21 protein-coding genes are annotated in these 20,543 nt (G+C 72.9%); 5 read left to right on the top strand and 16 right to left on the bottom strand.

From position 1 onward, the window contains the following. Window positions 1–45: 45 nt before the first annotated feature. Window positions 46–1,239 carry an acyl-CoA dehydrogenase family protein gene (locus OOJ98_RS08435; RefSeq protein ID WP_267053998.1) on the bottom strand — a complete coding sequence of 398 codons (1,194 nt, stop codon included), beginning with the start codon at window positions 1,237–1,239 and terminating at the stop codon, window positions 46–48. A gap of 73 nt (window positions 1,240–1,312) precedes the next feature. Further along, on the bottom strand, window positions 1,313–3,019 hold the full coding sequence (locus OOJ98_RS08430) for an MFS transporter (RefSeq protein ID WP_267053997.1): 1,707 nt from the start codon (window positions 3,017–3,019) through the stop codon (window positions 1,313–1,315). 513 nt (window positions 3,020–3,532) lie between these two features. On the opposite strand from OOJ98_RS08430, the gene OOJ98_RS08425 reads away from it, so the two are divergent. Beyond that, on the top strand, window positions 3,533–4,534 hold the full coding sequence (locus tag OOJ98_RS08425) for a phosphatase PAP2 family protein (protein WP_267053996.1): 1,002 nt from the start codon (window positions 3,533–3,535) through the stop codon (window positions 4,532–4,534). 91 nt (window positions 4,535–4,625) lie between these two features. Here the strand turns inward: OOJ98_RS08425 and OOJ98_RS08420 are convergent, their stop codons facing one another. From OOJ98_RS08420 to OOJ98_RS08405, 4 genes are all read right to left on the bottom strand, one after another. After that, window positions 4,626–4,841: an I78 family peptidase inhibitor gene (locus OOJ98_RS08420; RefSeq protein ID WP_267053995.1), complete on the bottom strand. Its 216-nt coding sequence runs from the start codon at window positions 4,839–4,841 to the stop codon at window positions 4,626–4,628. Window positions 4,842–5,289: 448 nt separating this feature from the next. After that, window positions 5,290–6,123: a hypothetical protein gene (locus OOJ98_RS08415; protein WP_267053994.1), complete on the bottom strand. Its 834-nt coding sequence runs from the start codon at window positions 6,121–6,123 to the stop codon at window positions 5,290–5,292. Continuing rightward, on the bottom strand, window positions 6,120–7,400 hold the full coding sequence (locus tag OOJ98_RS08410; protein WP_267053993.1) for a glycosyltransferase family 4 protein: 1,281 nt from the start codon (window positions 7,398–7,400) through the stop codon (window positions 6,120–6,122). Before OOJ98_RS08410 ends, OOJ98_RS08415 begins: the two co-directional genes overlap by 4 nt. A 383-nt stretch (window positions 7,401–7,783) precedes the next feature. Then, window positions 7,784–8,446, bottom strand: coding sequence for a transglycosylase family protein (locus OOJ98_RS08405; protein WP_267053992.1), 663 nt, complete (start codon window positions 8,444–8,446; stop codon window positions 7,784–7,786). A 504-nt stretch (window positions 8,447–8,950) separates the two neighbouring features. On the opposite strand from OOJ98_RS08405, the gene OOJ98_RS08400 reads away from it, so the two are divergent. Continuing rightward, window positions 8,951–9,718: a hypothetical protein gene (locus OOJ98_RS08400; protein WP_267053991.1), complete on the top strand. Its 768-nt coding sequence runs from the start codon at window positions 8,951–8,953 to the stop codon at window positions 9,716–9,718. Window positions 9,719–9,979: 261 nt separating this feature from the next. Beyond that, window positions 9,980–10,366 carry a hypothetical protein gene (locus OOJ98_RS08395; protein ID WP_267053990.1) on the top strand — a complete coding sequence of 129 codons (387 nt, stop codon included), beginning with the start codon at window positions 9,980–9,982 and terminating at the stop codon, window positions 10,364–10,366. 46 nt (window positions 10,367–10,412) lie between these two features. Here OOJ98_RS08395 and der read toward each other — a convergent pair whose 3' ends face one another. From der to aroH, 5 genes are all read right to left on the bottom strand, one after another. After that, entirely contained in the window at window positions 10,413–11,861 is a 1,449-nt protein-coding gene (gene der / locus OOJ98_RS08390) for a ribosome biogenesis GTPase Der (protein ID WP_267053989.1), read from the bottom strand. A 70-nt stretch (window positions 11,862–11,931) separates the two neighbouring features. Further along, window positions 11,932–12,615: a 1-acyl-sn-glycerol-3-phosphate acyltransferase gene (locus OOJ98_RS08385; RefSeq protein ID WP_267053988.1), complete on the bottom strand. Its 684-nt coding sequence runs from the start codon at window positions 12,613–12,615 to the stop codon at window positions 11,932–11,934. Further along, window positions 12,573–13,280, bottom strand: a complete 708-nt coding sequence (cmk, locus tag OOJ98_RS08380; RefSeq protein ID WP_267053987.1) for a (d)CMP kinase — start codon at window positions 13,278–13,280, stop codon at window positions 12,573–12,575. Before cmk ends, OOJ98_RS08385 begins: the two co-directional genes overlap by 43 nt. A gap of 100 nt (window positions 13,281–13,380) precedes the next feature. Then, window positions 13,381–14,466, bottom strand: coding sequence for a prephenate dehydrogenase (locus OOJ98_RS08375; protein ID WP_267053986.1), 1,086 nt, complete (start codon window positions 14,464–14,466; stop codon window positions 13,381–13,383). Further along, window positions 14,463–14,825, bottom strand: a complete 363-nt coding sequence (gene aroH, locus OOJ98_RS08370) for a chorismate mutase (RefSeq protein WP_267055564.1) — start codon at window positions 14,823–14,825, stop codon at window positions 14,463–14,465. Before aroH ends, OOJ98_RS08375 begins: the two co-directional genes overlap by 4 nt. A 249-nt stretch (window positions 14,826–15,074) precedes the next feature. Here aroH and OOJ98_RS08365 point away from each other — a divergent pair, with 249 nt between their 5' ends. Further along, window positions 15,075–15,524, top strand: a complete 450-nt coding sequence (locus OOJ98_RS08365) for a Rieske (2Fe-2S) protein (RefSeq protein ID WP_267053985.1) — start codon at window positions 15,075–15,077, stop codon at window positions 15,522–15,524. A gap of 18 nt (window positions 15,525–15,542) precedes the next feature. Next, window positions 15,543–16,232: a nucleotidyltransferase domain-containing protein gene (locus OOJ98_RS08360; protein ID WP_267053984.1), complete on the top strand. Its 690-nt coding sequence runs from the start codon at window positions 15,543–15,545 to the stop codon at window positions 16,230–16,232. 1 nt (window position 16,233) lies between these two features. Here the strand turns inward: OOJ98_RS08360 and OOJ98_RS08355 are convergent, their stop codons facing one another. The 5 genes from OOJ98_RS08355 to pnuC are packed head-to-tail and all read right to left on the bottom strand — an operon-like array spanning window position 16,234 to window position 20,484. Further along, entirely contained in the window at window positions 16,234–16,998 is a 765-nt protein-coding gene (locus OOJ98_RS08355; protein ID WP_267053983.1) for a nucleotidyltransferase domain-containing protein, read from the bottom strand. A 3-nt stretch (window positions 16,999–17,001) separates the two neighbouring features. Further along, complete coding sequence (locus OOJ98_RS08350; protein ID WP_267053982.1) at window positions 17,002–18,015, bottom strand: ADP-ribosylglycohydrolase family protein; 1,014 nt, start codon at window positions 18,013–18,015, stop codon at window positions 17,002–17,004. Next, window positions 18,012–18,782, bottom strand: a complete 771-nt coding sequence (locus OOJ98_RS08345; RefSeq protein ID WP_267053981.1) for an NUDIX hydrolase — start codon at window positions 18,780–18,782, stop codon at window positions 18,012–18,014. Before OOJ98_RS08345 ends, OOJ98_RS08350 begins: the two co-directional genes overlap by 4 nt. After that, window positions 18,779–19,861 (bottom strand): AAA family ATPase, encoded by a 1,083-nt coding sequence (locus OOJ98_RS08340; RefSeq protein WP_267053980.1) that lies wholly within the window; start codon window positions 19,859–19,861, stop codon window positions 18,779–18,781. The genes OOJ98_RS08345 and OOJ98_RS08340 overlap by 4 nt, the downstream gene beginning before the upstream one ends. Further along, complete coding sequence (gene pnuC / locus OOJ98_RS08335) at window positions 19,858–20,484, bottom strand: nicotinamide riboside transporter PnuC (RefSeq protein ID WP_267055563.1); 627 nt, start codon at window positions 20,482–20,484, stop codon at window positions 19,858–19,860. The genes OOJ98_RS08340 and pnuC overlap by 4 nt, the downstream gene beginning before the upstream one ends. Window positions 20,485–20,543 lie beyond the last annotated feature (59 nt).

The following is a 20,543-nucleotide window of genomic DNA, read 5'->3' as shown; positions in this document are numbered from 1 at the left end:
ACCCCCGGGAGCCGACCGCGCGCCCCGCCGGGCGGGGCGGGTCGATCAGCGGAAGGCGTCGAGTCCGGTGAGCGCCTTGCCGAGCACCAGCTGGTGCATTTCGACGGTGCCCTCGTAGGTGAGCACCGATTCGAGGTTGGTGGCGTGCCGCATCACCGGGTACTCCAGCGAGATCCCGTTGGCGCCGAGGATGGTGCGCGAGGTGCGGCAGATCTCGATCGCCTCCCGCACGTTGTTGAGTTTGCCGAAGCTGACCTGTTCCGGGCGGAGCCGGCCCGCGTTCATGCGGCGGCCCAGGTGGTGGGCGAGCAGGATCCCCTTGTGCAGTTCGAGCGCCATGTCGGCGAGCTTGGCCTGGGTGAGCTGGAAGCCGCCGATGGGCCTGCCGAACTGCTCGCGGCTCTTGGCGTAGTCGAGCGCCGCCTCGAAGGAGGAGCGGGCCGCGCCCATCGCGCCCCAGACGATTCCGTACCGCGCGTGCGAGAGGCAGCTGAGCGGGCCCTTGAGCCCGGTGACGCCGGGCAGTACCGCGTCGGCGGGCAACCGGACCTCGTCCATGACCAGTTCGCTGGTGACGCTGGCCCGCAGCGACCACTTGTGCTTGATCTCGGGGGCCGAGAAACCGGGGGCGTCGGTCGGCACGGCGAAACCGCGGATGCCGTCGTCGGTCTGGGCCCAGACCACCGCGACGCCGGCCACCGATCCGTTGGTGATCCACATCTTGCGGCCGTTGAGCACCCAGTCGGTGCCGTCCTTCTTGGCGTACGTGCGCATGCCGGCCGGGTCGGAGCCGTGGTCGGGCTCGGTCAGGCCGAAGCAGCCGATGATCTCGCCCGCCGCCATCCCCGGCAGCCAGCGCTGCTTCTGCTCCTCGGAGCCGAACTTCCAGATCGCGTACATGGCGAGCGAGCCCTGCACGGAGACGAGGGAGCGGATGCCGGAGTCGGCGGCCTCCAGCTCCAGACAGGCGAGCCCGTACTGGACGGCCGTGGCGCCCGCGCAGCCGTAGCCGGTCAGGGACATGCCGAGGGCGCCGATCGAGCCGAGTTCACGGGCCAGTTCGCGGATACCGGGCAGCTCGCCGTTCTCGTACCACTCGGAGATGTGCGGCAGGACCCGGTCGGCGGCCCAGGAGCGGACCGTGTCGCGGATCGCGAGGTCCTCGGCGCTCAGCAGGTCGTCGATGCCGAGCGGGTCGGCCGGTTCGAAGGGGGGCAGCTTGGAGGAAGGAGCGGACATGGGGGCGCCTCCGCGGCTCTCGCTCAACTAAAACTAGCAGTGTTAGTTATTACCTGAGCGCTGACGTTACGGGTCAGTGTCCCGCGCGTCCAGACTCCACGGCCGCCACATCGCCCGGCCGCGCCGGGGACGGCAGCTTCATGCTCAGCTGCTGCTGCGAGGGCTTCCGCTCGGGGCGGGGCCCGGGGTGGGAATCGGAGCGCGGCTCGAACTCGGGCTCGCACCCGCGCTCCTGGCCGGCGACCGAGCAGTCCATGATGCGGGGCAGCCGCAGCCCGGCCACCGCGCCGAGGAGGAGCATGCCCGCGCTGACGAACAGGGTGACGTGCAGGCCGTGCACGAACGAGTGGCGGGCCGCGGTACGCAGGGCCGTGCCGGCCGGTCCGCCGAGGCGGGAGGCCACCTCGTAGGCCTCGCCGAGGGAGTTGGACGCGGCGGCCGAAGCGGACGCGGGGACCCCGCCGACGGAGGCGAGGCCGGGCGCGTAGGCCGCGTTCATGACGCTGCCGAGCAGGGCGATGCCGATGCCGGCGCCCAGCTGGTAGGAGGTCTCGCCGATGGCGGCGGCGCCGCCGGCCCGCTCGGGCGGGGCTTCGCTGAGCATCGACTCGTACGCGGCGAACAGGGTGGTCTGGAGCCCGAAGCCGAGCACGACGAACGAGACGGTCATCAGCATCGGCCAGTCGGTCTGGCCCATCGGGACCAGCAGCAGCACGGCGGCCGCCACCAGGACGAAGCCCGTGCAGACCATTCGGCGCGGGCCCAGCCTGCGCAGCGTGTACGAGCCGGTCGCGCCCGCCGCCATCGCGGCGAAGGTCAGCGGCAGCATGCGCAGACCGGTCTGGAGCGGGGAGAGGCCGAGGACGAGCTGGAGGTACTGGACGGCTATGAGTTCCAGGCCGACCAGCGCCAGCATCGCGATGATGATGCAGCCGACGGAGGTCGCGAAGGCGGGCCGGGAGAACAGCCGGATGTCGACGAGGGGGTGGGTGCGGCGGCGCTGCCTGCGCACGAAGACGATGAGCAGTGCGGCACCGGCGCACAGGGCGGCTAGGGCCGGGCCGTCGAGGAAGCCGTCGCCCGCGCCGAGCCGCTTCACGCCGAAGACGACCGCGAGTATGCCGCCGGCCGCCATCAGCGCGCCGAGCACGTCCCAGGGCCCGTCGGAGCTGCCCTTGGACTCGGGCAGGATCCAGCGGCCGAGCGGCAGCATCAGCGCCATCAGCGGGATGTTGACGAGGAAGACCGAGCCCCACCAGTAGTGCTGGACGAGGAAGCCGCCGAGCACCGGCCCGACGGCGGCGCCGATCGCGGCCACCGCCGTCCAGATGCCGATGGCGGTGGCCCGCTCGCGGCGGTCGGGGAAGACGACGCGCAGGATGGAGAGGGTGGCGGGCATGATCATCGCGCCGCCGACGCCGAGCAGCGCGCGGGCCACGATCAGCACCGGCGCCGAGTCGGCCAGGGCGGCGACCGCGGAGGCGGCGCCGAAGATGCCGTAGCCGAGCAGCAGGATCCGGCGCCGGCCCACGCGGTCGCCGAGCGTGCCGAAGAGGATGAGGAGCGCGGCGCAGACCAGGGGGTAGGCGTCGACGATCCACAGGAGTTCCACGGGGCCGGGGCGCAGGTCCTCGGTGACGGAGGGGATCGCCACGTGGAGGACCGTGGCGTCGAGCGCCACGAAGAGCAGGCTCACGCAGAGGACGACGAGGATGACCCAGCGGTTGGCGCCGCCGGCGGCGGCACGCGGTCGTGCACCGGCCATGGTCGTCCCTGTCATATAGGTACCTCCCAGTACTGCGGGCCTCCGCGGCCCGGAGCGGCTCTGCCGCCGCGGACCGTTCCGTCACCGCCGTAGCGGTCGGCGGGCCCGGGAACCGGTGACTCGCGGCCAGGACCTGAGCGGAACGGTCCGTCCGGGGGCCGGCGTCGACGGGCGAGTGATTGGTCAGCGTACGCGAGTTCGTGCGGGTGGCGCGTGGTCCACCTCTCACCGCCCAGCCGGCCGGCGTGTGGCGTACGCCACGCGGAGGCCACCCCGGAACGATCTTTACGCTGCGTACCGGACCGGTGACCGAAGGATTAATTCCACTCCCCCACCCGGCAAAGGGAATTCTTCGACATACCGAAAAACCCGTTCTGCAGCGGGTTCCGGTGAATGGAGGAGGCGGTCCCGGGGTATTCGACGACGCCAGGAATAAAAGGCGGTGTGAGACATACTCCACATCACATCGTCATCACGAAGATCCTGGATCGGCCTGGGCACTCTCTCACTCGCTGTAACGTCGATTGAGTGCGTACTGACCGAATCTTCGCCCGCCTGGACCGGGAGCCCGAGCCACCGAAGATAGAGATCCCGCGGATGAGCCGTCACCGCGTGGTCCTCTTCGGCGCGACGTTGGCGTTCTACCTCGCCATCGTCGTGGCCGTCCTCGGGTCGTCCTGGCTCGTCGAGCTGGACTGGAAGGTCATGCTGTTCCGGCCGTACGAGCGCTGGCCCCAGCTGCACGCCTTCCTGGACTACTTCGTGGTCCTCGGCCAGCGCGGCCCCACCGCCGTGATGGTGATGGCCTGGCTCGGCTGGCGCTCCTGGCGCCAGCACACACTGCGGCCGCTCCTGAGCCTCGGGGCGGCCCTTCTGCTGCTCAACATGACGGTCGGTTCGGTCAAGCTCGGCCTCGGGCGGCTCGGCCCGCACTACGCCACGCAGATAGGGTCCGCGGAGCTCTTCGCGGGCGGCGACATATTTCCCTCGGGGCACACCGCCAACGCGGTCGTGACCTGGGGCATCCTCGGCTACCTCGCCACCACCCCGCGCGCGAGACGCTGGCTGTCGGTCACCTCGGCCATGGTCGCCCTCGGCGTGGGGGCGACCACCGTCTACCTGGGCACGCACTGGGTGAGCGACGTGCTCCTCGGCTGGGCCGCGGGGCTCCTCATCCTGCTGGCCCTGCCCTGGTTCGAGCCGCTGATCGCCCGCGCCGAGGCGTTGATCTTCGCGGTGCGCGAGAAGGTGCGCGAGCGCATGCGTGCGCGCGGCGCGGCGCTGCCGCTCCCGGTGCCGGCGCAGCCGGTGCCCGCGATGGTGCCCCCGCGCGGCCACGACGAGGACGACGCCCCGCTGCGCGAGCCGGTGGGCGTGGCGAGCGGCCGTGGTTCCGCCCGGCCGCTGCCGGCCAGGCCCCACCAGCCGGCCCGTTCGGAGCGGCCCCCGGTCGTCCCCGCGGGCACCCGGCGCCCCCCGCACACCGAGCGCTCCCCGCGCACCGCGCCGGCCCGCCCCCTGGGGGGCTGACGGCGCGGGCGCCCGGCCCGGTACGCGGACATGACGAAGGCCCCCGGTGTGCACCGGGGGCCTTCGTCATGTCCGCCGGGGTGGTGTCGGCTCAGCCGTGCCAGCAGCGGGTCACGGTGCCGTTCTCGACCTCGAAGTTCAGCCGCCCGGCCATGTACTCCATCGTGATGATCGAGCCCGGTGGCAGGGACCTGACGGTCGACCAGCCGCGGGCGGCCGCGATGCGCTCGGCGTCGTCGGAGCCGAGCCCGACATAGGACTCGGGGGCGTCGTCGGGATGGGCGGGGTGGGACGGTATCGGTGCCATACGACCCACCGTAGGCGCAGCCGCCGGGTGACGGAAGCGGGGACCCCGCCGGCCCGCCGGGCCCGCTCGGAACCCGCCGGTTGTCCGCCCCCGGTGCCCCGCCAGTCACACTTCTGTCACAGGATCCGGGTCCGCTCCCGGCTCGAACTCCGTCACTCGTACGGGCAGTTCCTGACCCCTTGCCCGGTTATCGCACTGGGCCGTTCCAGCAGGTGGAACGCTTTTCCGTCAGGGTCGGAATTCTTTCGCCGGGGCCCGTCCGAATTCCAACTCCACGGCATCCCGTATGAAATTGACGGCGCGTGGGCAATTCATCGCCCAGGGCCCGGATCGCGGCCCCGCGGTCGCTCGGCCGCACCCCCTCGCGGGGCGCCCGGACGGCGTACGCCCCCGGTAGCGCCCGGCCCCGGCACGTGCGTCACCGGGCCCCGGACCGGCGCATCAGCGCTCACTTGCGTACGGAGTCGACCCGCACGCTCAGGTCGTTCGCGCCCGTGTAGTACGGGCGGACCACGCCGGGCCCCACGGTGGCTCCCGGGTACACGAAGACGACCTGCTTCATCGCGATGTCGTCCAGGAGGCGGGCGAGGCGGACCTGGCCGCCCCCGGCGCCCGTGTGCAGCCACAGGTCCCAGAGCCATTCCTTGGCGTCGAGCCCCTCCGAGAGCGGCGCGTACGGCAGCGTGAAGGTGAAGCCGCCGCTCTCGCCGTCGGCGGTCGCCGGGACGCGGTGGACGTGGCCGCCCCCGCCCCGTCGCCGCGCCTCGACGACGGCGTCGGCACCGAGCGTCGTTCCGTGGAGCCGGCCGTGGACCGTGACGGTGTCCGCACCGAAACCGATCGTGCCGGTCTCGGCGTGCGGCCTGCGCAGCCAGCTGCGCACCACGAGCGCGCCCGACCGGTCGGCGTGGGGGATGCGGACCGCGACGCCGTCGGCGTCGGGCCCCGGCTCCCGGTCGACGAGCGCGCGCAGATCCCGCACACCCGGCTCCAGGCGCTGCTCGGTGCCCTCGCCGAGGCGCAGATACGCGTCCCACACGCCCTCGGGGAGCCCGACCGTGCTGGGCAGCACCGCCCTGAGCACCCCCTCGGCCGCCGGGGTGAGTGGCAGCAGCACATCGGCGCCCGGGTCGGCGGCGCGCCGGCGCAGCACCAGCGTGGCGCCCGGCTGCCCGGCGCCCGTGACGTCGAAGGTCACCCCGCCCGCGGAGTCGGCTATGCAGTGGGCGCGGGGCGCGGCGGGGGCGTTGCCCGTGTCCGGGGACTCGGCGGTGGTGGTCATGCGGTCTGCCCTTTCCGGAGCACGGAGGCGGCCTTGTGGCGCAAGGTGTACGCCCCGTCGAGGGCGGAGCTGCGGGCCCGGTGCAGGGAGCCGCGCAGCAGCCCGGCGGAGCGGCCGGCGCCGCCCGTGGCGTACAGCGCCTCGAAGAGCGCCTCGTGCTGTTCGGCGGTGCCGGCGGGGTCGAAGCGTTCGGAGTTCTCCAGGGCCGCCTTGGCCATGCGGTGGCGCAGTTCGTCGTCCTGGATCAGTTCGAGCAGGGCCGCGGCCACGGCGTCGGCGTTGCCGGTCTCGACGAGCCGGCCGTCCACGCCGTCCTTGATTATTTCGCGTGGTCCCTGGGGGCAGTCCGTGGAGACGACGGGCAGCCCGCAGCGCATCGCCTCGACGATGGTCATGCCGAAGGACTCGTGGTCGGAGGTGACGGCCGCGACGGAGCCCTTGACCCACTCGCTGTCGAGGTCGCCGACCATGCCCATGAGAAACACATTGTTGTAGAGGTCAAGATCGTCGATGAGGTTGCGCAGCGCGTCGCGTTCGTTGCCGAACGCGTCGCCCGAGCCGTAGATCCGCAGGCGCCAGTCGGGGCGTACGGCGGCCACCTGGGCGAAGGCCCGCACCAGCAGGTCGTACCGCTTGACCGGGGTGAGGCGGCCCGCCGCCACCACGAGCCTGCCGTCGCCGGAGGCGGGTTCGAGGGCCGGGGCGGGCACGGCGTTGGGCACCGCGTCGATGCGCACGCCCGGCAGCTTCAGCTCCCGGTAGGCCGCCGCGTCGGCCCGGGTGACCGTGGTGATCGCGTCGAGTAGGGGGTAGGAGTGGGCTATCTCGCGGCGCAGCCGGTAGCCGTGGCCTTCGAGGGTCAGGTGCTCCTGCCCGACGCGGATGACGCCGGGCCGCGTCTCCTGCGCTATGTGCACGTTGAGGCCGGGCCGGGTGCCGATGACGACGTCCGCCGCGGTGTCGCGCAGATGGGCGGCTATCCGGGCGTCGGTGAGCCGGCTGTACTGGGGGTGCCGGCCGTCGCCGCGCGGGAAGACCTTGGCCGGCTGCTTGTGCTGGGGGTGCTCGCCCTCGTAGCCGGGGCTGTGCGTGCGCAGGTCCACGAGGTGCCGGATGCGGACGCCCTCGGGAGCGGCCAGGGTGGGCTCGTCGCGGTGGCGGAAGACGGAGACGATCTCGACGTCGTGGCGCCGGGCGAGCTCACCGGCGAGGTTGAAGGTCGACCGGATGGTTCCGCCCAGGCTGTACGCGTTGTGCAGCAGGAAGGAGAGGTGCATGCGCCACGCGTCCCTTTGGTCGTTCGGTCGTTCCGTCGATCTCACGCTTGATCATCCGGCCGACCCGGTCGGTCGGATTCGAAACACTTCAGTCTCGAACGGACTGTACTTGGGTTGACCACTTCCGCGCTTCGGCGGCGTATCACCGCAGGTCAGAGCGGGTACCGCGAAGCGACGACCGCCGCGTCGGAACATGATCGAATCCGGCCGGGGCGCGAAGTGCGACGGACCCCGGCGGGGACGCGGGCGGCGCGCGGGGGCGGCCCGGGGCGGACGTCGGACGGCCCCGCCCGGGTGACCGGACGGGGCCTTCGCGCGTCAGGGCATGCGGGCCGCGGGCTGTTCGAGGTCAGGAGATTCGGCCGCGGGCCGTTCGCGCGTCCTCAGAGCGCGAGCCGCTGCCCCGGCACGATGAGGTCCGGGTCGCCACCGATGACGGCGCGGTTGGCCGCGTACAGCGCCTTCCAGTGGGTGCCGTGGGCCACGGCGACGGTGGAGAGCGTGTCACCGCTCCTGACGGTGTACGAGCCGGCCGCGGACGCCGGGGCGCTTTCGGTGCGCGGCTGGGCGGTGGGCTGCCGGGCACTGTGCCGCGGGGCCGCGGGCGCCTCGTGCGGCTTCGGCGCCTCGTGGTGAGGCCTGGAGGCGGCGGGCGCGGCCGCCCCCGGCGCGCTGCCGTACGCCCCCGCCTCGCGCGAGCAGACCGGCCAGGCGCCCCAGCCCTGCGAGCGCTGGACCTTGCTCGCGATGGCGATCTGCTGGGCCCTGCTGGCCCGGTCGGCGGTCGGCGCGTACGCCCCTCCGCCGAGTGCCCGCCAGGTCCCGGCGGCGAACTGGAGCCCGCCGTAGTAGCCGTTCCCGGTGTTGATGTGCCAGTTTCCGCCGCTCTCGCACTGGGCGATGCGGTCCCACACACCGCCGTCGGCCGCCGAGGCCGGGCCGGCGGCGACGCCGAGCAGGGCGAGCGGCGCCGCGAGCGCGGCTCCGATCAGCACGGCCGTACCGCGCCCGCCGATGGAGCTGGAACCACTGGTACCAACGGACATGAAATCCCTTTCGAAGGACCCGGGGTCCCCCTGGGCGGTCCGGTCTCCGGCGCGTCCGGCGCCTCGTTCCGTGCCGTCCCCGCCCACCGGAAGATCGAGCCTGCTGTGCGGCCGGCGGGCGTTCCCGGGCGGTGCTCGCTGCACACGGCGGTGGAATCTAGGGACCCGCACGCTCCGGCATCAACCAACTCCCCTTCATTCCAGGCCAGTTGAGCGTTACCCGGAGTATCGGCGATTTCCGGACACCCCTTTGGTCCGTGGATATCGGCATTTGATGACCCGGCGAAAAGATGATCTGCGTCTCAGCTCACCGCCCCAACTTCCATGTAGCCCGCATGCGTTGACGGGGAGTGAGCGGTTCCGGGGGCGCGTTCACGCTCCGCCGGGAGCGCTTCCATTCCGTTGGCCCTCGCGCGTGACCCCGGCCACAGATCGTCCGTTGTCGTTTGTACGAGAGAAGCCGGGAACCGCCCGGCGCATCCACTCAGTTCCTAGGAGCCACCCGTGCCGCGCATGCTCGACGTCAGTGAGGACGTCCGCGCCGAGATCGGCGACGAAGAAGCCGAGCGGCTGCTCGCCGGCGAGAACGCCCCGGGCAGCTACGACTGCACCTCCTGCCGGACGCCGGGCGACTCCGAGCAGGAGCGCACCAGCACCGTCCTGTTCGTCGGCGAGGAAACCGCGGTCCTCGCCTTCGCCCACGCCAGCTGCATCCCCTCCCAGGTCGTCCAGGTCGCCGAGGAGCAGCTCCAGGGCGCCGTACGGTCCATCACGGGCGAGGAGCCGGCCGGCGGTCCCGAGCAGGCGGTGCTCGGCATCACCAGCGGTCTGGTGCTGATCGAGGGCGATCTGCACCCCGCGCTCGTCGTGGAGCCGACCGTCCCGATCGCCCGGCCGGGCTCGGGCGGCAGCAGCGACGAGTTCCTCCCGCTCCTCATCGAGCAGGGCTTCGTGCCGGTCACCGACATGGGCCGGCTGCCCGCGGTGCTGCCGGGCTGGTCCGTGCTGCTCGCCATGGGCCAGCTGCACGCGGTCCTTCAGCCCGGCACCGGCGGCAGCGGCTCCGTCTCCTGGTGGCAGGCGCACCAGCCGCTCCAGGTGACCGACGGCTGGCGTGCCGCCGCCAACAAGTCGCAGCGCGTGCTCGTCTTCGCGGCCCCGGTCGGGGTGATCGGCCAGCAGCCCCGCGAGGACCTGCTGCGGGACGCCCTGGAGAAGGCCGCCGCCGACGGCCGCCTGGTCGCCGCCGCGATGCCGCTGGCGGGCACCTGAGACCCGGCGGTGAGGGCCGGCGGTGGGCCGGGCGGGAATCCGCGGGTGGACCGCGGATGACGCGGGCCTGAGGGCGTCCTCTGCTCCCCCCACCCCCTGCCGCTCCCCCTTCCATCTCCCTGCCGCGCCCCTACCGCGCTCCTCCCGGCCCCCGTCAAGGAGCCGGGCGGGGCCGGGAGGGGCGTGGGGCGTTTCCGCTCCGCACTACCGATAAGCGGAAATACCCCGCAACCCCGGCCCTACGGGGTCGTTGGCACAGACGTGCACTCATACGACCCCTCCCGCCAGCAGTACCAGTCCCAGATCCCGGCGATGCGCCCTTCGGGCGACGCATCGGGAGCCCACTCCCCCACGCCGATCTACGACGCGCTGTACTCGGAGTACCTCCGGTCCTTCCGCGCCCTGCCCGGCGACCGGTCGGGCGAGGAGGATCTCGGGTTCGTCGGGTTCGGGGCGCTCGGCACCGGGTTCGTACCGGTGCTGCACGGCTCCCGCACCGGCCAGCAGGGCCACCAGACCCAGCACTTCCCGGCGACGTACGCGGGGAACTGGCATGTGCACCCCGCGATGAACGCGAACGGGCGGCAGTACGCCGGGCAGCATCAGCTCCCGGCGGCACTGCCGCCCGGCCCCCGCAGGGGGCTCTGAACCGTCTCCGTACGGGGGCCGCTCCCTCACGGCCCCCGTGGGGGAGTTACTTGTTGCGCCCGCGCTTCTCGCGCACCCGCACCGAGATGTGGATCGGGGTGCCCTCGAAGCCGAACTCCTCGCGCAGCCGGCGCTCGATGAAGCGCCGGTAGCCCGCCTCGATGAAGCCGGAGGCGAAGAGCACGAACCGCGGCGGCTTGGTACCCGCCTGCGTGCCGAACAGGATGCGCGGCTGCTTTCCCCCGCGGATCGGGTGCGGGTGGCCGGCCACGAGCTCGCCGAGGAAGGCGTTGAGGCGGCCGGTGGGGACCCGGGTCTCCCAGCCCGCCAGCGCCGTCTCGATCGCCGGGACCAGCTTCTCCATGTGGCGGCCGGTCAGCGCGGAGACGTTGACGCGGGGCGCCCAGGCGACCTGCTGCATCTCCGTCTCGATCTCGCGCTCCAGGTAGTAGCGCCGCTCCTCGTCGAGGGTGTCCCACTTGTTGTACGCGATGACGAGGGCGCGCCCGGCGTCGACGGCCATCGTGATGATGCGCTGGTCCTGCACGGAGATCGACTCGCTGGTGTCGATGAGGACGACCGCGACCTCCGCCTTCTCGACGGCGGCGGCGGTACGCAGCGAGGCGTAGTAGTCGGCGCCTTCCTGGAGGTGGACGCGGCGGCGGATGCCGGCCGTGTCGACGAACTTCCAGGTGATCCCGCCCAGCTCGATGAGCTCGTCGACCGGGTCACGGGTGGTGCCGGACTGGGCGTTGACGACGACCCGGTCCTCCTTGGCGACCTGGTTGAGGAGCGAGGACTTGCCGACGTTCGGCCGGCCGATGAGGGCGATGCGGCGCGGGCCGCCCACCGCGGTGCCGAAGCGCTGGGCGGGAGCCTCCGGCAGCGCCTTCAGGATCTCGTCGAGCAGGTCGCCGGTACCGCGGCCGTGCAGCGCGGAGATGGGGAACGGCTCGCCGAGGCCCAGCGACCACAGGGCCGCGGCGTCGGACTCGCCGGACATGCCGTCGACCTTGTTGGCGGCGAGTACGACGGGCTTGCCGGAGCGGCGCAGCAGCCGCACCACGGCCTCGTCGGTGTCGGTGGCGCCCACGGTGGCGTCGACGACGAAGACCACGGCGTCGGCGGCCTCGATGGCGTACTCGGCCTGGGCGGCGACGGAGGCGTCGAGGCCGAGGACGTCCTGCTCCCAGCCGCCGGTGTCGACGACCTTGAAGCGGCGGCCCGCCCATTCGGCCTCGTAGGTGACGCGGTCACGGGTGACGCCGGGCTTGTCCTGGACGACTGCCTCGCGGCGGCCGATGATGCGGTTCACCAGGGTCGACTTGCCGACATTGGGGCGGCCGACGACGGCGAGGGCCGGGAGCGCGCCGTGCCCGGCCTCGTCGAGGGCGTCCTCGACGTCCTCGGCGTCGAAGCCCTCCTCGGCGGCGAGCTCCATGAACTCCGCGAACTCGGCGTCGCCGAGTGCTCCGTGGTCGTGCTGGTCGTTCATGAAGTCCGTACCTCGTTCATCGTCGTGATCGGTGGACCGCGATCGAGCGGTCCACTACTGAAAGTCTGGCCTAGCGCCCGGTCAGGCGCCTGGCATGCGCCAGGTGGCCGGTGAGCCGGTCCTGGATGCGGACGGTGGCCTCGTCGAGCGCCTTGCGGGTGCGGCGTCCGCTGCCGTCCCCCGCTTCGAACGGGTCTCCGAAGACCACGTCGACGCGGCTGCGCAGCGGGGGCAGCGCCTTTATCAACCGTCCGCGGCGCTCGGTGCTTCCCAGGACGGCCACCGGAACGATGGGCGCCCCCGACCGTACGGCGAAGTAGGCGAGGCCCGCCCGCAGCGACGCGAAGTCGCCGTCGCCCCTGGTGCCCTCGGGGAAGATCCCGAGGACGCCGCCGCGGTCGAGCACGGCCAGCGCGTCGGTGATCGCGGTACGGTCGGCGACCGTCCGGTCGACCTTGAGCTGGCCGATGCCTTCGAGGAACGGGCCGAGCGGCCCCACGAAGGCTTCCTTCTTGATCAGGAAGTGGGTGCCGCGCGGGGCGGTGCCCATGACCATCGGGCCGTCGATGTTGTGGGAGTGGTTGACAGCGAAGATCACCGGGCCGCCCGCCGGAACCCGCCAGGCGCCGAGCACCCGGGGCTTCCAGAGCCCGTACATCAGACCGACACCGATCCGGCGGCCGATCTCGGCGCCTCGGTTCGAGGGAACCGTCACTTGGCGGCCTGCTTCTCCTCGATGAGGGTGACGACGCACTCGATGACCTGGTCGAGCGTCAGCTCGGTGGTGTCCACCTCGACGGCGTCGTCGGCCTTGGCCAGCGGGGAGGTCTTGCGGCCGGAGTCGGCCGCGTCCCGCTTGATCAGGGCTTCCCTGGTGGCGGCCACGTCGGCGCCCTTGATCTCGCCGCTGCGGCGGGCGGCGCGCGCCTCGGGCGACGCGGTGAGGAACACCTTCAGGTCGGCGTCGGGCAGCACGGTGGTGCCGATGTCACGGCCCTCGACCACGATGCCCTGCCCGGCGCCGGCCGCGATGTCGCGCTGGAGCTGGGTGATCAGGGCCCGCACCTCGGGGACGGCGCTGACCGCGCTGACCTTGGAGGTGACCTCCTGGGTACGGATCGGGGCCGACGCGTCCTCGCCGTCGACCGTGATGGTCGGCGCCGACGGGTCGGTGCCGGAGACGATCACGGGCTTGGCCGCGGCGACGGCGATCTCCGCCGGGTCTGTGATGTCGATCCCGTTGGTGATCATCCACCAGGTGATCGCCCGGTACTGGGCTCCGGTGTCCAGGTAGCTCAGCCCCAGCTTGGCGGCGACCGCCTTGGAGGTGCTGGACTTGCCGGTGCCGGAGGGGCCGTCGATGGCGACAATCACTGCTGCCGGAGCGGTCCGGGCGGCGGTTTCCACGGTGACGGACACCTTCCTTGTACGGGGCGGGGATGCTCGGGACGCAAATCCGCCCCGTACAAGGTTACTGGCTCGTGCGGGCCCGCCGTCCCGCGCGTACGGGACGACCTCGTCACTGCCGGATGGACCAGCCCCGCTCGCGCAGCGCGGAGGTCAGACCGGGGGCCGCCGTCGGCTCCACCATCAGCTGCACCAGGCCGGCCTGCTGGCCGGTGGCGTGCTCGATGCGGACGTCCTCGATGTTGACCCCGGCCCGGCCCGCGTCCGCGAAGAGCCGCGCGAGGCCGCCCGGCTCGTCGCTGAGCAGCACCGCGACGATCTCGTACGTGGCGGGGGCCGCGCCGTGCTTGCCGGGCACCCGGACCCGGCCGGCGTTGCCGCGCCGCAGCACGTCCTCGATGCCGGCCGCGCCACCGCGCCGCTCGTCCTTGTCGGCGGATTCCAGGGAGCGCAGGGCGCGCACCGTCTCGTCGAGGTCGGCGGCGATCCCGGACAGGACGTCGGCGACGGGGCCCGGGTTGGCGGAGAGGATCTCGACCCACATCCGCGGGTCGGACGCCGCGATGCGGGTGACGTCGCGGATGCCCTGGCCGCACAGGCGTACCGCCGTCTCGTCGGCCTCCTCCAGGCGGGCGGCGACCATCGAGGAGACCAGCTGCGGGGTGTGCGAGACGAGGGCCACGGCCCGGTCGTGGGCGTCCGCGTCCATGACGACCGGCACGGCCCGGCACAGCGCGACCAGTTCGAGCGCCAGGTTGAGCACCTCGGTGTCGGTGTCGCGGGTCGGCGTGAGCACCCAGGGCCGGCCCTCGAAGAGGTCGGCGGTGGCGGCCAGCGGGCCCGAGCGCTCCTTGCCCGCCATGGGGTGCGTGCCGATGTAGGAGCCCAGGTCGCAGCCGAGGGCGAGCAGCTCGCGGCGCGGGCCGCCCTTGACGCTGGCCACGTCGATGTAGGCGCGGGCCACGCCGTCGCGGATCGCCCCGGCCAGGGTGGCGGCGACGTGTGCGGGCGGTACGGCGATCACGGCCAGGTCGACCCGGCCCTCGGGCGCCTCGGCCGTGCCGGCGCCGAGCGCGGCCGCCGTGCGGGCCTGGCCGGGGTCGTGGTCGGCGAGGTGCACGGTGATCCCGCGGCTCGCGAGGGCCAGGGCGGCGGAGGTGCCGATCAGGCCGGTACCGATGACGAGGGCGGTTCTCACTGGGCGATGTCCTTGCGGAGGGCGGCGGCGGCGCCGAGGTAGACATGGGCGATCTCGGACCGGTCGAGATAGGTCTCGACATGCGCGAGAACCCGCACCACGCGGGGCATGGCCCCGGTGATGTCCAGCTCCTGCGCGCAGATCAGGGGTACGTCGGCGAGGCCGAGCCGGCGGGCGGCGGCGGCCGGGAAGTCGCTGTGCAGGTCGGGGGTGGCCGTGAACCAGATGCTGATGAGGTCGTCCGGGGTCAGCCCGTTGCGCTCCAGGAGCTCGGTGAGCACCGCGCCGACCTGCTCGTCCATGTGCCCGGCGTCGTCCCGCTCCAGCTGGACGGCCCCGCGGACCGCTCGTACCGCCACGACGTACTCCTCGGACTCGATCATTCCCCCCGCCCAGCGTAGCCAGCCCCCACGCCCCCGGCACCGCCCGCCCCACGGCTCCGCCGGGGTGGGCGGTGCCGGGGGCCTTACAGGGGCGCGGGGCCGGGTGACCTGGGCCAGGTGGGTGGGAGGTCGGCGCCACCCCCCGCGGGGGACCCGTCGGTGCTTCGCCCGGGGCCCCGCGCCCGCCAGGATGCTCCTGCCAGCGCCGACCCAGAGGAGCACATGATGGAAACAGTGAGCAGCCGCCGAACCGTACTCGTGGCCGCGGCCGGCACCGCCGCTCTCGCGGGGTGCTCCAACTCCGGTGACGGCGGCGGGAGTTCGACGGCCACCCCGAGCGGCGCCGGCTCGGCCACGCAAGGCCAGCCGAGCCCGCCCGCCGAGGCGGGGCAGGTCCTCGCCAAGACCTCCGACATCCCCGTCGGCGGCGGCAAGATCTTCGCCGAGCAGAAGGTCGTCGTCACGCAGCCGCAGGCCGGCACCTTCAAGGGGTTCTCGGCGATCTGCACCCACCAGGGCTGCACCGTCTCCAGCGTGTCCGACGGCACCATCAACTGCCCCTGCCACGGCAGCAAGTACCGCATCGCGGACGCCTCCGTCGCCCACGGCCCCGCCACCCGTCCCCTGCCCGCGCGGCAGATCACCGTGGAGGCGGATTCGGTCCGGCTGCCCTGACCGGCGACCATGGGCGTCATGACGCCCGAAGAACTCGTCGCCGGCCACACCGTCTACTCCTGTGTCATGGGCTCGCGCGCCTTCGGCCTCGCGACCGAGGACAGCGACACCGACGTCCGCGGCATCTACCTCGCGCCGACCCCGCTGTTCTGGCACTTCGAGAAGCCGCCGGCCCATGTGGAGGGCCCGGCCGACGAGCAGTTCAGCTGGGAGCTGGAGCGGTTCTGCGAGCTCGCTCTGCGCGCCAACCCGAACATCCTGGAGTGCCTGCACTCCCCGCTGGTCGAGCACATCGACGACACCGGGCGGGAACTCCTGGCGCTGCGCGGGGCGTTCCTCTCCCGTACGGCGCACGAGACCTTCGCGCGCTACGCGCTGGGCCAGCGCAAGAAGCTCGACGCCGATGTGCGGCAGCACGGCGCACCGCGGTGGAAGCACGCGATGCACCTGCTGCGGCTGCTCATGAGCTGCCGCGACCTGCTGCGCACCGGCGTGCTCACCATCGACGTCGGCGCCGGGCGCGAGCGGCTCCTCGCGGTCAAGCGTGGCGAGGTGTCCTGGTCCGAGGTGGAGTCCTGGATGGCCCGCCTGGCGGCCGAGTCGGACGAGGCGGCCCCCCGCAGTCCCCTGCCCGCCGGGCCCGACCGGGCCCGGGTGGCGGACTTCCTGTTCCGGGCGCGCCGCGATTCGGCCCTGAAGGGCGCGTAGCTCAGCCCGCTCGGCCGGCCAGGCGTTGCCGTACGACGAAGTCGTGCAGCGCGTCGTGTCCGGTGGCGGCCTCGGGCAGGGGCGAGGCGGTCTGCGCGTCGTCCAGGACGGCGTGCAGCGCCTCGATGTCGGCGGTGACGCGCGCCCGGTCGAGTCCGGTCGCCGCGCCGTGCTCGGCCTCGGCCTTCACGGCGATCAGCTCGGTCAGATAGCCGGGGGCCGCCGGTATCTCGCGGACGAGGGCGTTCAGGTCCGCCTCCATCCGCCCGGTGCGCATCAGGTGGATGCCGGTGAGCAGCACCCGGAACGTGTAGAGCAGCGGCTTGAGTTCGCCGCTCTTCTCGAACAGCCGCCACTGGGTGGCCGCGAACCCCCGGTAGTGGTGGGCGTGGTGCGAGGTCAGCACGGACGGCGCGAGCGCCACGAGTTCCGCGTGCGCGTCCGTGGTGTGCACGACCAGCGGCGAGAGCAGCTGCTCCAGTACGTAGCCGTTGCGGCGCAGCATCAGGCGTACGAACTTGCGCAGGTCGTGCGTGACGAGGTCCATTTCCACCCCGTCCTCAAGCCACATCCGCGACCGCGTCTCCTCCGGCTCGCGCAGGCCGATCAGCGCTTCGGTCGGCAGGATGTGCACGCCGCGCAGGTCGACGTCGGAGTCGCGGGAGGGAAAGCCGTACAGGTGGGCGCCCGAGACCGTGGCGAACAGCAGCGGGTCGGGCTGCGCGGCGATGACGGGCGCGAGGGCGGCGGGGTCGAGGTCGATCATGGTTCAAGCATCCCAGAGCGCCCCCAGGGTCAGGAGTTCGCTGCGGTACTCGATGCGCTCGGCCCACTCCTCGGGCCAGGCCCCGGCCCCCAGGTGGGCGCCGGCGAACGCGCCGGCCAGGCAGGCGATGGAGTCCGAGTCGCCCTGGGTGCAGGCGGCCCTGCGCAGGGCGGTGAGGGGCTCGTCGGGGAAGAGCAGGAAGCAGAGCAGGGCCGTGGCGAGGGCCTCCTCCGCCACCCAGCCGTCGCCGGTGTCCAGGCACGGATCGGTCTCGGGCGAGGGGGTGCGGAGCGCCTTGAGCACCCGGTCCAGGGCGTCGAGGCAGTCGTCCCAGCCGCGCGCGATGAAGTGGGCCGGGGTCGGGTCCTGCGCGTGCGTCCAGAGGTCGCCGAGCCAGCGCTCGTGGTACCGGGTGCGGTTCTCGTACGCGTACGAGCGGAGCCGGCCGATCAGTCCCGCCGGGTCGGCGCCCTGGGCGAGCAGGTACACGGCGCGGGCGGTGAGGTCGGACGCGGCGAGCGCGGTGGGGTGGCCGTGGGTGAGCGCGGACTGCAACTGGGCGGCGCCCGCCCGCTGTTCCTCGCTCAGTCCGGGCACGAGCCCGACGGGCGCGACCCGCATGTTGGCGCCGCACCCCTTGGAGCCGATCTGGCTCGCGCGCTGCCAGGGCAGCCCGCTGTCGAGCCGCGCGCACGCCACCAGGCAGGTGCGGCCGGGTGCGCGGTTGTTCTCGGGCGAGTGGTACCAGTCGACGAACTCGGCGCGGACCGGGCCTTCGAGGCGGCTCGGGGAGAGCAGTCCGCGGGCCATGGCGGTGCGGATGCCGCGGCCGAGGGCGAGCGTCATCTGGGTGTCGTCGGTGACGATCGCGGGCTTGGGCAGCGGCATCTCGCGCCACGGCCCGCACTTCGCGAGGATCGAGGGCACGTCGTCGAATTCGGTCGGGAAGCCGAGGGCGTCCCCCAGCGCGAGGCCGGTCAGGGCTCCGGTGGCCGTCCGTTTCGCGGCACGGTTCATGTCTGTCGTCCCTCCGGGCGCAGCAGGGGCGGGTGCAGCGCGGTCGCGGGGCCCGCCCGGTGGAGCGCGGCCGGTTTGCCCCGGCCGCCGGTCAGCCGCGAGGCTCCTGCCACCTGCTCGACGAAGCCGGGCGTGGCGAGGACCTTGCGGCGGAAGTTGGGGCGGTCCAGAACGGTGCCCCAGACCGTCTCGTACACGTGCTGGAGCTCGCCCAGGGTGAACTCGGGCGGGCAGAACGACGTGGCGAGGCAGGTGTACTCGAGCTTGGCGCCGATGCGTTCGTGGGCGTCGGCGAGGATGTCGGTGTGGTCGAAGGCGAGGCGTCCCTGGCTGCCGAAGGCGACCCATTCGGCGTGCGCCGCGTCGCCGCCGCCGTGCGGTTCGGGCAGGTCGGGCACGAGTGCGGTGTACGCGACGGACACGACCCGCATGCGGGGGTCGCGGTCGGGCGCGCTGTAGGTGCGCAGCTGTTCCAGGTGGAGTTCGGCGACGACGTCCTCGGCGAGCCCGGTCTCCTCGGCCAGTTCGCGCCGGGCCGCCCGCTCGGCGGACTCGCGCGGCAGCACGAACCCGCCGGGCAGCGCCCACGCCCCGGCGTACGGCTCCTGGCCGCGCCGGATGAGCAGCGCGTGCAGGGCGCCGTCGCGCACGGTGAAGACGGCGAGGTCCACGGTGACGGCGAACGGTTCGAAGGCGTGGGGGTCGTACCCGTCGGGCACCCGGGCCACCGGTGCCCGGTCGTCCGCGTCCCGCCCGGCGGCGCTCATCGTCGCTCCGGCAGTGGGTCGGCGAGGGCCCAGCCGCGGTCGAGCAGCGCGTCCACGGCGGCGACCGCGGTGGCGAGGCGGTCCTCGTGCGGGCCGCGCACTTCGATGAACTCCCGGCCGGTGCGGGTGAGTTCGGCCCGGAAGCGGTCGGTCATCCAGGGCCGCAGCTCTTCCCCGTCGCGCAGGCCGTCGTCCTCGAAGGGCACGCCTTCGTGGTCGGTGAGCAGCCACAGGTGGTGGGGCGCGGCCCGGTCGGCGACCGCGTCGACGCGCGGGTTGCGCCCGCCGACGTAGCGCTCGTGCCAGACGGTGGTGGCGAAGGAGTCGGTGTCGCAGAAGAGCACGGGCGAGCCGAGCCCGGCCGCGGTGTCCTCGCGCTGGTTCTGCCGCTCGGCGATCACCGGGAACTCGTCCGAGCCGAACGCGACGTCCTCCCACTGCGCCTCGGGGGAACGGGCGCGCAGCGCGGCCAGCTTGCCCTCGCTGTACTCGCGCCCGTACTCCTCGACCCACCGGGTGCGGGCCCAGACCCCGCCGCGCGCGCGGTAGTGCTCGGCGAGGGCACGGGCCAGGGTGGTGGTGCCGGTGGACTCGGCGCCGAGCACGACCACGCGCCGGGCGAGCCAGGCCCGTACGGGCGGCTCCAGGAAGTCCCAGCTGCCCACGGGGTCCTTGCGCACGGCGGTGCCGGAGACCGGGAAGGCGGTGCGGTCGAGGTCGACGAGGACGTGTGCGGCGCCGAAGCGCCGGGCGAGTTCGTCGCCGTACGCCTCGGAGGTGAACACCGCGTCGACGCGCTCGGGGACGGCGCCGCGGAAGACCGCCATGTGGGCGTCCCATATCGCCGGGTCGTTCAGGTCCATCTCGGTGTCGTCGACGGCCCCCAGGACCCGGACGTCCGGATGTGCGTCGCGCATCCACTGGACCCGCTCGGCCAGCGGGACCGTCTCGACGGAGGCCGCGCACACCAGCACGGTGAGCCGCTCGCAGTGCGCGGCCGCGGTGCGCACCAGGTGGTGGTGGCCGGCGTGCGGCGGGTAGAACTTGCCGAGGACCAGGCCGTGTTCATGGCTCTTCACGCCGCCGCCTCCACGAGCCGGGCCGGACCTGTGGTCAGCTCGCGCCGCCAGCCCCGCAGTCCGATCAGGCACAGGGTCAGGAATCCGGCGTACAGGAGCGAGGTGAGGTAGAGCTCCTTGTAGGCGTAGAGCGGGATGTAGACCAGGTCGGCCGCGATCCACAGCCACCAGGACTCGACGAGCTTCCCGCACTGTCCGTACGTCGCCGCCAGGGAGAGCGCGGTGGTAAGCGCGTCCCAGAACGGGACGGTCGAGTCGGTGGCCGCGCCGAGCAGGAGGGTCAGCGCGACGGTCCCCACCGCCCCCGCCGCGAGCAGCCACAGCCACTCGGTGCGGGTCGTCCGCCGGACCGGCAGCGTGCCGGGACCTGGTCCACCCCCGTGGGCCCAGGTCCACCAGCCGTACACGGCGAGGGCGATGAAGACGACTTGGAGTCCGGCGTCCGCGTACAGGCCCGCCTGGAGGAACAGCACGATGAAGAACACGTTGTTGGCAAGGCCCACCGGCCAGTTGGCGATGTGCTGCCGGGCGACCAGCCACACGCAGAGCGCGCCGCTGGCGAAGCCGAGGATTTCCGTCCAGGTGAGGCTCACGCCGACCTCCTTAATGGTCACTGTGACTATAAAGGTGAACGGGCCGGACGCACAAGGGCGTTCGGGCGGCCGCACGGGGGTGCGGGAGC

The organism is Streptomyces sp. NBC_00083 (genome assembly GCF_026343295.1).
Classification (GTDB): domain Bacteria; phylum Actinomycetota; class Actinomycetes; order Streptomycetales; family Streptomycetaceae; genus Streptomyces.
The sequence above is the reverse complement of the archived record's forward strand: the minus strand, read 5'-3'. Positions and strand labels throughout refer to the sequence as shown.